The organism is Phenylobacterium sp. (assembly GCF_035276905.1).
Lineage (GTDB): Bacteria > Pseudomonadota > Alphaproteobacteria > Caulobacterales > Caulobacteraceae > Phenylobacterium.
Genome location: NZ_DATELG010000344.1, coordinates 1 through 14,063, shown reverse-complemented (window position 1 = coordinate 14,063; position 14,063 = coordinate 1). Strand labels below are relative to the sequence as shown.

The 14,063-nt window shown below is 71.5% G+C and carries 13 protein-coding genes; 1 reads left to right on the top strand and 12 read right to left on the bottom strand.

The genetic code is table 11. The features are described 5' to 3' along the window. Positions 1-451: periplasmic heavy metal sensor (locus VJS38_RS16360; protein WP_324089216.1), on the top strand; the 451-nt coding region annotated here is incomplete at its 5' end. Here the strand turns inward: VJS38_RS16360 and VJS38_RS16355 are convergent. From VJS38_RS16355 to VJS38_RS16300, 12 genes are all read right to left on the bottom strand, one after another. Next, entirely contained in the window at positions 368-2,269 is a 1,902-nt protein-coding gene (locus tag VJS38_RS16355) for a PAS domain-containing sensor histidine kinase (protein ID WP_324089215.1), read from the bottom strand. The genes VJS38_RS16360 and VJS38_RS16355 overlap by 84 nt on opposite strands. A gap of 108 nt (positions 2,270-2,377) precedes the next feature. Further along, a complete protein-coding gene (locus VJS38_RS16350; RefSeq protein WP_324089214.1) occupies positions 2,378-3,778 on the bottom strand; it encodes a HAMP domain-containing sensor histidine kinase in 1,401 nt (466 codons plus the stop codon). Positions 3,779-3,785: 7 nt separating this feature from the next. Then, positions 3,786-4,457: a response regulator transcription factor gene (locus VJS38_RS16345; RefSeq protein WP_324089213.1), complete on the bottom strand. Its 672-nt coding sequence runs from the start codon at positions 4,455-4,457 to the stop codon at positions 3,786-3,788. Between the two features lie 19 nt (positions 4,458-4,476). Beyond that, a complete protein-coding gene (locus VJS38_RS16340; RefSeq protein WP_324089212.1) occupies positions 4,477-6,060 on the bottom strand; it encodes a Do family serine endopeptidase in 1,584 nt (527 codons plus the stop codon). 141 nt (positions 6,061-6,201) lie between these two features. Beyond that, positions 6,202-6,645 (bottom strand): cytochrome c-type biogenesis protein, encoded by a 444-nt coding sequence (locus VJS38_RS16335; protein WP_414692456.1) that lies wholly within the window; start codon positions 6,643-6,645, stop codon positions 6,202-6,204. Positions 6,646-6,647: 2 nt separating this feature from the next. After that, complete coding sequence (locus tag VJS38_RS16330) at positions 6,648-8,624, bottom strand: heme lyase CcmF/NrfE family subunit (protein ID WP_324089210.1); 1,977 nt, start codon at positions 8,622-8,624, stop codon at positions 6,648-6,650. Then, positions 8,625-9,134 carry a cytochrome c maturation protein CcmE gene (gene ccmE, locus VJS38_RS16325; protein WP_324089209.1) on the bottom strand — a complete coding sequence of 170 codons (510 nt, stop codon included), beginning with the start codon at positions 9,132-9,134 and terminating at the stop codon, positions 8,625-8,627. Next, a complete protein-coding gene (ccmI, locus tag VJS38_RS16320) occupies positions 9,131-10,210 on the bottom strand; it encodes a c-type cytochrome biogenesis protein CcmI (protein WP_324089208.1) in 1,080 nt (359 codons plus the stop codon). Before ccmI ends, ccmE begins: the two co-directional genes overlap by 4 nt. Before the next feature lie 44 nt (positions 10,211-10,254). Beyond that, positions 10,255-11,643 carry a hypothetical protein gene (locus tag VJS38_RS16315; RefSeq protein ID WP_324089207.1) on the bottom strand — a complete coding sequence of 463 codons (1,389 nt, stop codon included), beginning with the start codon at positions 11,641-11,643 and terminating at the stop codon, positions 10,255-10,257. A gap of 82 nt (positions 11,644-11,725) precedes the next feature. Beyond that, positions 11,726-13,060, bottom strand: coding sequence for a sensor histidine kinase (locus VJS38_RS16310; protein WP_324089206.1), 1,335 nt, complete (start codon positions 13,058-13,060; stop codon positions 11,726-11,728). 67 nt (positions 13,061-13,127) lie between these two features. After that, positions 13,128-13,826 (bottom strand): response regulator transcription factor, encoded by a 699-nt coding sequence (locus tag VJS38_RS16305; protein WP_324089205.1) that lies wholly within the window; start codon positions 13,824-13,826, stop codon positions 13,128-13,130. A gap of 28 nt (positions 13,827-13,854) precedes the next feature. After that, positions 13,855-14,063, bottom strand: a 209-nt coding sequence (locus tag VJS38_RS16300) for a PepSY domain-containing protein (protein ID WP_414692454.1), incomplete at its 5' end; no start/stop codon positions are given.

The following is a 14,063-nucleotide window of genomic DNA, read 5'->3' as shown; positions in this document are numbered from 1 at the left end:
GATGGGCTTTCCGTTGCAGCGGCCGCTGCAGCCGGGTCCGCCGCGCCTTGCGGTGCTCGGCGCGGCGCTCACGCCCGCCCAGCGCCCGGCCTGGCAGGCGACCATCCGCCAGGCGGCGGAGAACGTCGGGCCGAAGCTGCGCCAGGCGCGGCTGCTGCGCGACCAGGCCTGGCGCTCGATGAATGACGACAAGGTCGACACCCAGGCGGTGCTCGCGGCGCTCAGTCAGTCGCGCGGACTGGAGTTCCAGGCCAGGTCCGAGATGGACCGCGCGGTGGTCGGCTTCACCGCCACCCTGCCGGTGGAGGAGCGGCGCAAGCTCGGCGAGGCGCTGAGCCGCTCGCGCCACGGCCGGCCGGGCCGCTGGTCAGACCACCACCACGGACCAGGCGGCGGCGGTCCCCCTCTCAGCGATCCCGACGGTCCCCCCGGCCCCCTGCCGGATCGGTAGGCTGAAGCTCGCGGTCGTGCCCTGGCCAGGCGAGCTGGTCAGGCCGAACGATCCGCCGTGCAACTCCACCAGCGCCTTGCTGAGCGCCAGGCCCAGGCCCGTGCCCTGCTGGGTCTTGGCGTGCTGGCTCTCGATCTGCTCGAACGGCCGGGCGAGGCGGTCGAGGTCCTCCGCGGCGATGCCGATGCCGGTGTCGCGCACGCTGATCCGCACGCTGTCGCCGTGCTGTTCGGCGCTGACGAACACGCTGCCGCCGCGTGGAGTGAACTTCACCGCGTTCGACAGCAGGTTCAGCAGCACCTGCTTCACCGCCCGATAGTCGGCCTCGATGTCCGGCAGCGCCCGCACTTCGGCCGTCAGCGTCAGGCCGGCGGAGTCCGCGCGGTTGCGCACCAGGCGCACGGCCTCGTCGGCGACGTCCTCGATCCCCATCGGCTCGAAGGCGAGCGCCATTTTGCCGGCCTCGATCTTCGACATGTCGAGGATGTCGTTGATCAGGGCGAGCAGGTGCTGGCCGGAGTTGAGGATGTCACGGGCGTAGTCGCCGTAGCGGCTGTCTCCCAGCGGGCCGAACATCTCGGCCACCATGATCTCGGAGAAGCCATTGATCGCGTTCAGCGGCGTGCGCAGCTCGTGGCTCATATTGGCCAGGAACTCGCTCTTCGACTGGTTGGCGGCCTCGGCGCGGATCTTCTCGGTCTCGTACTTGCGGGCGAGGTCCGAGAGTTCGCTCTGGCTGCGCTCGAGCTTGACCACCGCCTTGCGCAGCTCCTCCTCGTTGAGCCGGCGCGCCTCCTCCTGAGCCTTGACCGCGGTGATGTCGGTGGCGGTGACCACCAGGCCGCCCTCGGCCGTACGGCGCTCGGAGATCTGCACCCAGCGGCCGTCGACCAGCTCCACCTCGCGCACGCCCTTGCGGTCGCCCGGCGCGCGCACGGCCTGGCGCATCGCCGCGTCGGCTGCGGCCTCGACCTCGGCGCGCTGGACGCCGGGCTTGAGCAGCTGCGGATCGAGGCGGAAGAAGCTGCGGAAGTTGCGGTTGTGCATGACCAGCCGGTCGTGCCGGTCCCACAGCACGAAGGCTTCGGAGACGCTCTCGATCGCATCGCGCAGCCGGCCCTCGGCGGACTGGGCGCGCGCCTGGGCCAGGCGCTCCTCGGTCACGTCCAGCGCAACGCCGATGATCCGCGCGAAGCCGCCCTCGGGGCTTTCGCCGAAAGCCTCGCCGCGGGCGTCGATCCAGACCGGGCGGCCGCCGGTCAGGCTGGGCACCCGGAAGGAAACGTCGAAGCCGCCGTAGAGGGCGGCCGCGCGCAAGGCGTCGCGCAGGCCGTCGCGGTGTCCCGGCCAGACGCGGTCCAGCACCTGCTGGCCGTCGACCACGCCGCCTCGCCAGCTGAACAGCGAGGCGGTGACGTCCGACATGTAGATGGTGTCGGTGGCGAGGTCCCACTCCCAGATCCCGCAGCGCGCCGCCTCGACCGCGAGCCGGAAGCGGCGCTCAGATTCGTTGAAGGCGGCGTGCGCCCGTTCGACCCGGAGCGATTCCGCCAGCATCAGGCCGCCTGCCAGCAGCACGAGCGCGAGCGGCGCCAGGAACCAGCCCATCTGCTCGGCGCGAGACGGCGTAAGGCCCCTCATCCAGACGACGCCGGCGACCGCATAGACCGCCAGCAGCAGCAGGGTCGCCGCGATGATGAGGCGGACGAACCTCTGGGTCGGAGGACGATCCGTTTTCGGCGCCTCAGGCTGCGGGCCGCTGCGCTCGGCTGGAGCCGGCCAGCGGGCAGCAGCGCTATCGCTTCCGCTTCTGGCCAAACGCAGTCGCTCCCCCGCCCCCTCTCGCGCGCCGCGAGTCGCCCCACAGGCAAATCAGAGTCTAGCTGCGCCGCTTAACCACGTCATCAGAGCAAGCGGCGATCATCCTCAGGTTGCGCGCGGAAGCACCAGTGCGACGCGCAGGCCGGGCCCCAGGTCGTCGACCTTGCCCGGTCCCTCGTCGAGCTCGACGCGGCCGGCGTGCGCCTCGGCCACGGCGGCCACCAGCGACAGGCCAAGGCCCGCGCCGGGCTCATTGCGGCTGTTTTCCAGGCGCACGAAACGCTCGACCACCCGGGCGCGGTCGGCCTCCGGCACGCCCGGGCCGGTGTCGGTCACCGAGGCCTCGGCCTCGCCGGACGAACGGCGACGCACCCGCAGCATGATCGCGCCGCCGGCCGGGGTGTATTTCACCGCGTTGTCGAGGATGTTGGCGAGCGCCTGGGCGACGAACTCGCGGTTCGCGCGCACGGTGAGGCCCCGCGTAAGCTCCGAGCCGAACTCCACGCCCTTGTCCTCGCAGAGCGGCTCGTAGAGCTCGGCCACGTCGCAGGCGAGCTCGGCGAGGTCGAAGACGACGGCGTCCGGCGCCGTCCCGGCCGCCTGCAGCCGGGCGATGGCCAGCACCGCAGCGAAGGTTTTCAGCACCCCGTCGGTGTCTTCCAACGCCTGGGCCAGGGCTTGCGTCGGATCGCCGCGGCCGGCCTCGACGTCGAGATAGGCGGCCTCGAGGCGCGCCCGAAGCCTGGTGAGCGGCGAGCGCAAGTCGTGGGCGATGGCGTCGCCGGCGTGGCGGTGGCCGGCCATCGACCGCTCCAGCCGGTCGAGCATCTCGTTGACGCCCGCGGCCAGTTCGTCGAACTCGTCGCGCGCGCCGCGCACCGGCGCGCGCGCGGCCAGGTCGCCGCCGCGCACCGCCTCGATGACGCCGGAGAGGCTGGCCATGCTGCGCGAGACGTTGCGGCTGACCAGTACGCCGCCCGCCAGCCCCAGCACCACGACCAGCGCGCCCGCGCCCCAGAGCGCGCGGACGATGTTGACCACATAGGCCTCGTCCTCGCCGACGTCGGCGCCGACGAACAGGATCTCGCCGCCGCCCAGCCGCTCCTGCAGGCCGCGGGCCGGATGCTTCACCATCCTGCCGCCGACGAGGTCGGAGACCTGGAAGGTGGTCCAGGCCGGCTGGCCGTTGAAGCGCTCGACCGGGCTCTCCTCGATCGAGCCGGAGATGCGCCGCCCGTCGCGGCCCATCAGCAGGTAGAGGAACGGCCGCTCGCTGGCGGCGCGCTGGATCAACGACTGGTTGACCGCATCAAGGCCGGCGCGGTCATAGGCGGCGGTCAGCGAGCGCATCTCGCGCTGGATCTCGCGGTCGGTCCGCCGCGTCGCCTCGCCGGCGGTGGCGATGTAGATGTAGGCGAGAAAGGCGCTGGCCGCGGCGGCGAACAGCGCCAGGAACAGCAGCGTCAGCCGGAACGGCGTGGTGCGGAAGATCCGCGGCAGCTGCATCTAGCCGTCAGGCTTCCAACCTGTAGCCCGCGCCGCGGACGGTCTGCAGCATCGCCTTGTCGAAGCCCTTGTCGATCTTCGAGCGCAGCCGGGAGACATGGACGTCGATGACGTTGGTCTGCGGGTCGAAGTGGTACTCCCAGACCTTTTCCAGCAGCATGGTGCGCGTCACCGACTGGCCGGCGTGGCGCATCAGGAACTCCAGGAGCTGGAACTCGCGCGGCTGAAGGTCGATGTCCTGGCCCTGGCGGCGCACGGTACGGCCGATCAGGTCCATCTCCAGGTCGCCGACGCGCAGCAGGGTCTGGACCGAGCCGGTCTCGCGGCGCCGCGCCAGGGCCTCGACGCGGGCGATCAGCTCGACGAAGGCGTAGGGCTTCACCAGATAGTCGTCGGCGCCGGCCTGCAGGCCGGTGACGCGATCGCCGACCTCGCCGAGGGCGGAGAGGAAGAGCACCGGCGTCGCGTTCCCCTCCCGCCGCAGGGTCTCGACCAGCTCTACCCCGTCCATCCGCGGCATCATCCTGTCGACGATCATGACGTTGAAGACGCCCGCGCGCGACGCCTCCAGGCCGGCTTGCCCGTCGGCGGCGCGCACGCATTCGAAGCCGGCCTCGGAGAGGCCGCGCTCCATGGCTTCGGCGGCCTCGAGGTCGTCCTCGACGATCAGGATCCGCATACCCGCCCCTCGCCGACCGCTACTCGGCGATCTTCAGCGGCAGGAACAGCGTCCGGCCGCCGCGATAGACGCCGACGAGAACGCTCGGGCGCTTGGCCTTCCTGGCGGCCTCGACCGCCGCCTGGACCTCCGCCGCGCTCGTCACCTGGGCGTCGCCGGCGCGCACGATGACGTCGCCGCGCTTCAACCCCTTCTGGCCGGCGTCGGAGCTGCTGTCGACGCTGAGCACCGCCGCGCCGCGGACGTTCGCCGGCAGGCCAAGCTGATGGCGCATGTTGTCGTCCAGCGGGGCCAGCGACAGGCCGAGCACTGCAGGCGCCTTCGGGGCCTTCGGGGCCGGCGCCGCGCCGCCGCCCTGGTTCGGATTGTTCTCGTTGGCCGCCAGCTCCTTCTCCGACGGACGGGTCCCGGCATGGACGTCCACCGTCCGGCGCTTGCCGTCGCGGATGATCTCGAGCTTCAGGGTGTCGCCGGGATGGGCCTTGGCGACCTCGCGGGTGAGCTCGGACGAGCTCTTCACGGCGTGCCCGTTGATGGAGGTGATCACGTCGCCGGCGAGAAGGCCCGCGCGCTGCGAGGGGCCGCCCGCCGCCAGGTCGGAGACGATCGCGCCGCGCTGGTCGCCCATGCCCTGGGCTTCCGCCATCTCGGCGGTGAAGTTCTGGATGGTGGCGCCGATGTAGCCGCGCTCGATGCGCCGGCCGGAGATCAGCTGCTTGGTGACCTGGTCGGCCACGTCAGCAGGGATGGCGAAGCCGATGCCGACCGAGCCGCCCGAGGGTGAGAAGATCGCCGTATTCACCCCGATCACCCGGCCGTAGATGTCGAAGGTCGGACCGCCGGAGTTGCCGCGGTTGATGGGCGCGTCGATCTGGATGTAGTCGACGAAGGTCTCGCCGATGTCGCGGCCCCAGGCGGAGATGATGCCGGCCGTGGCCGTGCCGCCGAGGCCGAAGGGGTTGCCGACTGCGATCACCCAGTCGCCGACGCGCGGGCGGGCGGCGTTCTCGAAGTTGACATAGGGGAACGGACCCTTGCCGCCCTTCACCTTGATCACCGCCAGGTCGGTCGCCTCGTCGCGGCCGACGACGACGCCCTCGAGCTCGGACTCGTCCTTCAGCACGACCTTGATGGTCTCGGCGTTCTCGACGACGTGGTTGTTGGTGACGATGTAGCCGTCGGGCGAAATGAAGAAGCCGGAGCCGGCCGACTGCTGGGTCGGCAGCTTCGGCTGGCCCTTCGGCGTGCGGCCGCCCTGCGGCGGGGCGTTGTCCTCGTCGCCATCGTCTTGATCGTCGCCGCCGCCCGGCCCGCCGCGGGGCGCCAGGTCGAACGGCAGGCCCGGGATGCGCAAGGCGCTGGCGTCCACCCGGCTGGTCACATTGATCGACACCACCGCCGGCGAGACGCGGTCGAAGATGTCGGCGAAGGACATCGGCGCGCCCGGCGGGGGCGCGAAGATCGGCGTAGTGGACGCCCGGATCAGCTGCGGCTCGTCGGCATGCGCCTGCGGCAAGCGCACCCCTGCGCCCGCGACGGCCGCCGCCATAACGCCCGCGCCCGCCAGGGCGCCGAGGAGATAACCGGTCTTCTTCGAAGTCATTAGCCTTTGATCCTTGGGCGCGCGACGGATTGCGGTGCGCGAAGACAACCTAGGTTTCGATGCACGAGAGCGCAAAGCCTCTCAAGTTACGTTTAGGTCAGCCTGCGAGCAGCATCGCGTCGGTATATGGGCGCTCCGATGTCAGAAGGGATCGTCCCGCAGGCGCCGCAGCCGCTCGGCGTCCTGCGCGTCAAGCTCGGGCTCGGGCGTCCGGTTCCGCAGGCGGGCGAACCAGAGGACCACGCCCAGGGCCACGACCACGAACGGACCGGCCCAGAGCGCGACATTGCCGATCGAGAAGCTGGGTCGCAGCAGCACGAACTCGCCGTAGCGCTGGACCAGAAAGTCCTTGATCTGATCGTCGCTGCGCCCTTGCCGCACCTGGTCGCGGACGATCTGGCGCAGGTCGTGAGCGAGCTCGGCCTGGGAGTCGTCGATCGACTCGTTCTGGCAGACGAGGCAGCGCACCTGCTCGAAGATGTGGCGCGCGCGGGCCTCCTGCGAGGGGTCCGGCAAGCGCTCGGACGGGTCGGAGGCCGCGGCCATGCAGAACACCGCCGCCAGCGCGGCAAGAAAGGTGCGCACCCTCACGCCGGCTGCTCCTTCCGGCGCGCCGCGACGCCGAGCCGCAGGCGCCGGTCGGAGAGCGAGACGAGGCCGCCCAGCGCCATGATCACCGGCCCGAAGAAGAGCAAGGTGGCGAGCGGGTTCCAGTAGGCGCGCACCAGCCAGACCGGCTGGCCGCCCGCCGAGCGGCGCTCGCCCAGCACGATGTAGAGATGGCTGAGACCGCGGTAGCAGATCGAGACCTCCGAGGTGGTCTGGCCGTCAGCCTCGTAGGCACGCCGTTCGGGCGTCGCCGTGCAGATCGGCGTCCCGGCCCGGGTGACCGCGATGGTCCCGCGCTCGGCGTCGTAGTTCTTGCCTTCGACGGGTCCGACCTGTTCCAGCACCAGATGGTAGCCGCCGACGTCGAGGCCGCCGCCGATCGGCAGCGTCTGGGCGGCTTCCTCTTTCCAGCCCGTTTCGAAACAGGCTCCCAAGACGAAGACGCCGAGGCCCAGGTGCGCCAGCGTCATGCCCCACGCGCCGCGCGGCAGACTGACCAGGCGCCGCCAGCTCTCGACGACCGGCGCGCGGAAGGCGCGGGTGCGCTCGACCAGCTCGGCGAACGTGCCGGCGATCAGCCAGGCGCCGAGCGCAAGGCCCGCCGCGCCGAGAGCCTTGCGCGGGCTCACCAGGGCGTAGGCGGCGAGGCCCACGCCCAGCGCGACCAGGGCCGCAGCCCAGAGCCGCTGGGCCGCGCCGGCGGCGTCGCCGCGCTTCCAGGCCAGCAGCGGCCCGGACGGCAGGAGGATCAGGAGCGCGGCCATCAGCGGGGTGAAGGTGAGGTTGAAGTAGGGCGGTCCGACCGAGATCGCCTCGCCGGTCAGGGCCTCGCGGATCAGCGGATAGAGGGTGCCCAGGAGGACGGTGGCGGTGGCGGCGGCCAGCAGGATGTTGTTCAGCACCAGGGTGCTCTCACGGCTCACCGGCGCGAAGACGCCGCCAGGCGACAGCGCCGGCGCGCGCCAGGCGAAGAGGCCGAAGCCCGCGCCCGCCATCAGGCCCAGGATGATCAGGAGCAGCACCCCGCGGCGGGGATCGACGGCGAAAGCATGGACGGACGTGAGCACGCCCGAGCGCACCAGGAAGGCGCCCAGCATCGAGAAGGTGAAGGCGGCCAAGGCGAGAAAGACCGTCCAGCCCGCGAGCGCGCCCCGCCGCTCGGTGACGATCGCCGAATGCAGCAGGGCCGCGGCGACCAGCCAGGGCATGAAGGAGGCGTTCTCGACCGGGTCCCAGAACCACCAGCCGCCCCAGCCCAGCTCGTAATAGGCCCAGAAGGAGCCCAGCATGATGCCGACGGTGAGCAGGCTCCAGGCGGCGAGCGCCCAGGGCCGGACCCAGCGCGCCCAGGCGGCGTCGACGCGGCCTTCGATAAGCGCCGCGACCGCCAGCGAGAACACCACCGACATGCCGACATAGCCGGCGTAGAGGAACGGCGGGTGCACCGCCAGCGCCGGATCCTGCAACAGCGGATTGAGCGAGCGGCCCTCGACCGGCGGGACGCCGACGCGGGCCAGCGGGTTGGAAGCGAAGACTGTGTAGGCCAGGAAGACGGCGCCGAGGCCGCCCTGGGTCGCGACCATCAGCGCGCGCAGGCCGCGCGGGAGGCTGCGGCTGAACAGCGCCGCCGCCGCGCCGTAGCCGGTCAGCGCCAAGCACCACAACAGGATCGAGCCCTCATGGCTGCCCCAGGTTCCGGCCACCTTGTAGAGCAGCGGCTTCTCGGTATGCGAGTTGGCCGCGACGTTGGCGACGGAGAAGTCCGAGACGACGAAGGCGTGCATCAGGACGGCGAAGGCTGTCGCCACGCCCAGGAAGGCCGCGACCGCCGCGCCCTCCCCCGCCGCCGCCAGCGTCGTCGAGCGCCGCACCCGGGCGGTCGCCGACAGGACCAGCTGTGCGATGGAGAAGGCGAGCGCCAGGACCAGCGCAAAGGATCCGATCTCGACGAACATCTAGATCCCGCCCTGTCCCGTCCCGGCGGCGGCCGGCTCGCCATAGCTGGCCTTGGCGCCGTCGCCGCGCCATTCACCTTGAGCCTTCAGCGCCTTGGCGACCTCCCGCGGCATGTAGCGCTCGTCGTGCTTGGCGAGCACCCGCTTGGCCTCGAAGACGCCGTCCTGACGAAAGGCCCCGACGGCGACCACCCCCTGGCCCTCGCGGAACAGGTCCGGCAGATCGCCCTGAAACACCACCTTGTCCACCGCATGCTGGTCCTGGACGGTGAACTCCACCGCCCCGTCCGGATGCTTCACGACCGAGCCCTTGGCGACAAGGCCGCCGAGCTGGACCGAACGTCCGACCGGCGGATGCGCCTGGGCCGCCTGCGAGGGGGTGTAGAAGAAGGACACGGAGTCGCCGAGGCCCCACAGGGTAAGGCCCACGGCCAGCGCCAGCACCGGCGCGATCGCGGCGACCAGGGTGAGGCGGCGGCGCGCCTTCGGGGATTTCGGCAAGAGGCTCATCGCATGGGCTCCGCTCGGGCCGCCGCGTCGAGTTGGGCGAGCGTCTCTCGCTTTCCAGCGTAGCGGGCCTTCGCCTGGCGCAAGGCCTCGTCGCGCTTGGTGGTCTCGCCCAGAACCGCGTAGGCGCGCACCAGCCGGACCCAGCCTTCCGGATCGTCGGGGTTGGAGGACAGGCGCTGGGCTAGGCCCTGGACCATGCCCTGGATCATCGCCAGCTGGCCGTCCGGCAGGGCGGCCTTGCCGGCCGGCTGGCCGTCGGCCTGGGCGATGGCCTCCACGAGGGGCGGGCGGCGCGGGTCGTCGGCGGGCAGGTCCGCCAGCAGGGCGCGCCAGGCGGCGACGCCGCCGGCCTTGTCGCCAGCCTCGATCTGGACGCGCGCCAGGTGGAAGCGCGCGGCGATGGACTTGGGGTCGCGCTGCAGCGCCTGGCGGAACGCCCCTTGCGCCTCCGGCGTGACCTCGCCGTCGGCCTGGGCGACGAGCGCCTGGCCCAGCAGTTCCCAGAGGTCGGCGCGTTCAGGCGCCAGCCGCACCGCATGGCGCATGGCCCTCACGGCTTCGGCGGGATTCTGCGCCGCGCCCTCGGCGACGGCCAGGTAGTGGAAGGCCTCGGCGTCGTTCGGCCGCTTGCGGGTGAGCGCGGAGAGCACCGCGGCGAGCTGCGGCGGGTTCAGGCTCGACGGATCGGCCGCCTGCCACTCGGTGAGCCGCTTGGAGAACGGCTCGTCGGTCATCCCCGGCCGGCCGACGAGAACGTAGGCCGCCAGGGCGCCGGCGGACGCAAGCACGATCGCGGCCATGACGAAGCCGCGCCCCGCCGGCCCGGCCTGCCAGGCTTCCGGCGCCGCGTCCGCCGCGCCCAGCAGCCGGCGGCCCGCCTCGGCGTAGGCGCCCTTGCGTTCGGCCTCCCCGATCAGGCCGCGCTCGGCCAGGTCGTCGATCTCGGCCAGTTGCCGACGATAGACTTCGGGCGTCGGATCGACCGCCTCTTCGCGCGCGGCGTTGGCGGCCCGGGACAGGACAAGGCCGGCGGCGGCGAAGGCGAGGACGCCGGCGACGACCCAAAAAGCGATCATGGCGCGCGCTTTAGCGGAAACGAGGCGCGTGCGCGAGGGCGCCGTCAGCTATTGGCGATCAGGCTTTTTACCGGATCCGCCGCCGGTGCGGCGAAGGCGACCGCGACACGGCGACGGACCAGCTCGGCGGCCTTCTCGTCGCGCACCAGGCGGTTGAAGTCAGCGGCGATCGAGAGAAAGGTTCGCGCGGCGGCCTCGCTCGGCGCCTCGCCGGCCTTGTGCAACTCGAGCACCTCGTCGACGTACTGGTCGAGCTGCTCGCCCAGACCCTCGAGCAGCTTGCTGCGCGCCGAGGCGAAGCCGCCGTAGTTCGAGCTGAAGCGCACCTCGCCGGCGAACAGCAGCAAGGTCCCGCAACGGGCCACCGCAGCTTCGTCGGGCGCCGCGTCGAGCTTCGGTGTGCTGCGGCGCAGGCGCTTGACCTTGGAGCTGCCGCACGGAAGCGCCAGGTCGAACTGCTTCTCGGCCTCGCGGAAGCGGCCCTCGACGATCGAGGCCAGCGACTTGCGGTGCTTGACGAGGGCCGCTCCCCAGCCGTGGTCGCGCGAAAGCGTGACGTAGGTCTCCAGGTCGTTGGCCTGCATGGTCACCTGGTCGACGAGGCGCGCCGCGGCGGTGGCGGCCGGCGGCCCGCCGTCCAGATCGAATTCCGCGACGGCGGTCAGCGCGTCCTCGATGTCCTGCAATATGCTCTGACCGAACATGCCGAGCTCTGTCTCGGCGAGATAGCGCTCGGTCGGCTTCTCCATGACCGCGGAGATGATCCGCATGATCATCCAGGGGTGCTGCAGCTGGGCGGCGAGCATCTGGAAGAAGCGCGGCCCGGCGTCGTCGGAGACGGCGACGGCGTCCTTGTAGGCGAGCCGCGCGCCGACGTTGGCGCCGCCGCCCTGCTGTCCGGTCCAAGCCGGCAGGCGATGGGCGACGCCGCGCACCACGGGCGAGAGGTCGAGGCAGGCGAGCAGGCTGGCGGCGCCGGCGGGGCGCGCTTCGTCGCAGAGCTCGGCGACGCTGCGGAACTCGCGCTGCTCGCCGGCGCGGACGCCCTTGGCGGCGAGCTTCACGAGGCGATCGAACTGCTCGGTCGAGGTCTCGCCGGGCCGGTAGTCGTAGAGGGCGAGCTCGGCGTTGTGCACGACGGCCGGCGCCTGGACCTTCAGCCCGCGCCAGATCAGGCCCAGCACGCGGCCGGGAAAGGTGAGCCGCAATGTGTCGCGGCCATCGCCCACGCACATGGGCGCGATCGGCAGGAGGACGATGTTGCGGAGCTGGCGGTCGCGAACCTCGTCCTCGACGAGCCGACGCACGCTGGCCAGGGCCGTGTCGCCGCTGGCGCCCGCCAGCGCCTGGTGCAGGCCGTCGACCACCGGGTCGGGCGCTGTCTCCACCAGGGTGCGGACGATTTCCAGCTTGCGCTCGGAAAGAGCGGCCATGCCTTGCTCCAACTGCGGGCTGAAAGCCCGCGGCGCCAGGATGGCGAGCGGCGGTTAAGGCTTTCCCTAAATCACCAGAAAATCACGCTTCGGCGGCCGGCAGCAGCACCTCGACGCGCAAACCGCCGAGGGCCGCGGCGTCCAGCTTCAGCGTGCCGCCATAGGCCCGCGCAAGCTCGAGCAGGATCGACAGGCCGAGACCGGAACCCGGCGCGCTCTCGTCGAGCCGCGCGCCGCGCTTCAGCACCCCCTCGCGCGCCTCCGCCGGCAGGCCGGGACCGTCGTCCTCGACGGTCAGCAGCATCCGCTCCTCCCCTACCGCCTCGGCGCGCACGCGCACCCTCGCCCGCCCCCACTTGCAGGCGTTCTCCATGGCGTTGCCGGCGATCTCCAGGAGGTCCTGCCGCTCTCCCAGGAAAAAAAGGTCGTCGGCGGCGTCCCAGTCGATCTCGATCCCCTTGTCACGGAAGATCCGCTCCAGCGTGCGGGCGAGTTCGTCGAGGATCTCGGCGACCGAGGTCCGCTCGCCCTGGCCCTGGGCGCGGGCGGCGGCGCGGGCGCGGCGCAGATGATGGTCGACCTGGTCGCGCATCGTCCTGGCCTGGCGGGCGACGACGTCGGCCAGCGGACCCGGACGCTGCTCGGCCTCGGTCAGCATCACCGAGATCGGCGTCTTGAGCGCATGCGCCAGGTTCCCGACGTGCATCCGCTGGCGCTCGACGACGTCCTGATTGTGGGCGACGAGGGCGTTCAGCTCCTCGGCCAAGGGAACCAGTTCGACCGGATATTCCTGCGCCAGCCGCTCGGCCTTGCCGCGGCGGACGGAGGCCACCTCGCGCCGCAGGTCGAACAGCGGGCGAAGCCCCACCCGCACCTGGATGACGATCGCCGCCACCAGCCCGCCGCCCAGCAGCAGGAAGGCCGCGGCGGTGGCGGCCACGAAGCCGCGGACGTCGCGGTCGACCGAGGTGCGGTCCTCGGCGGCGAGGAAGACCACCGGCGTCGAGCGGCCCGGCAGCCAGTTCTGCTGGGCGCGGGCGCGGAGCGGCTCGTTGAGGGGCCCGCGGGTGTCGTACGCCACCGCCTTGCCGGGCTGCGCCTTGAACCTCGCGATCAGATCGGGCGGGGTCTTCAACGCCGCGTCGAACAGCGAATAGGACCGGGTGGACGGAACGACCCTGCCGTCGGGGGTGAGGTAGGCGATCTCCCAATACCGGCCCGAATAGGCTGCCAGCGCACGCTCGTCGGTGAGCGGCGGGGCGAACACTTCCTGAGTCTGGGGATCGACCGTCGAGTAGCGGACCAGGTTGTCGATCAGCTCGTGCAGGCCCTGGTCGACCCGCCGGATCGCCGCCTGCTGGAACAGCAAGGCCAGCACCACCGCGACGATCACCAGGGCGGCCAGGCTCCAGCCCATGGCGAGCAGGACGAGCCGGCGCGCCAGCGAGGGCCGGCGCAGGGCCTCGACGCTCGGCAGCCTGAGCCTAGGCGCCCGCAGCCTCGCCCCCGTCGTCGACTTCGTCGCTCGGGCAGGTCAGGCGGTAGCCGAGGCCGCGAACCGTCTCGATGCGATCGGCGCCGATCTTCTTGCGCACCCGGCCGATGAACACCTCAATGGTGTTGGAGTCGCGGTCGAAGTCCTGGTCGTAGAGGTGCTCGACCAGCTCGGTGCGGCTGATCACCCGCCCCTGGTGCATCATCAGATAGTGCAGCAGCCGGTACTCCAGCGAGGTCAGCCTGAGCGGCTCGCCGTTGACGCTGGCGCGCGCGGCGCGCGGGTCAAGCCGCAGGCCGCCGCAGGACAGGTTCGGCGCCGCGTGACCGGCCGAGCGGCGCAAAAGGGCGCGCAAGCGCGCCAGCAGCTCCTCGGTGTGAAACGGCTTGGTCAGGTAGTCGTCGGCGCCGGCGTCGAAACCGGCGACCTTCTCGCTCCAGGCGCCGCGGGCGGTGAGGATCAGCACCGGCGTGGTCATGTTGTCGCGCCGCCAACGCTCGAGCACCGAGACCCCGTCCACCTTCGGCAGGCCGAGGTCGAGGATGATGGCGTCATAGGGCTCGGTCTCGCCCAGGTACTGGGCCTCCTCGCCGTCCGGCGCATGGTCGACCGCGTAACCGGCGTCGGCCAGCGCCAGCTTCAGCTGGCGAGAGAGATCCGGATCGTCTTCGACAAGCAGGATACGCAACTTCGAGGCGTCCCTTCCAAGGTTGAGCTCAGCCGGACTGGCGGCCGATGATCTGGCCGCTTTCGGCGTCCACAACGAAAACAACGACGCGGCCGTCGCTCAGCTGCCACTGGACGAAATAGGCCGCACGGCCACCCGCCTCGCCCATTGTGGTGTTCAGATGGCGGCCGGGGTAGCGCGCGGCGATCTCGTGCAGGACGCGCGAGAGCGGCGCCTGCCGTCCGGCGCCAGGCGGCC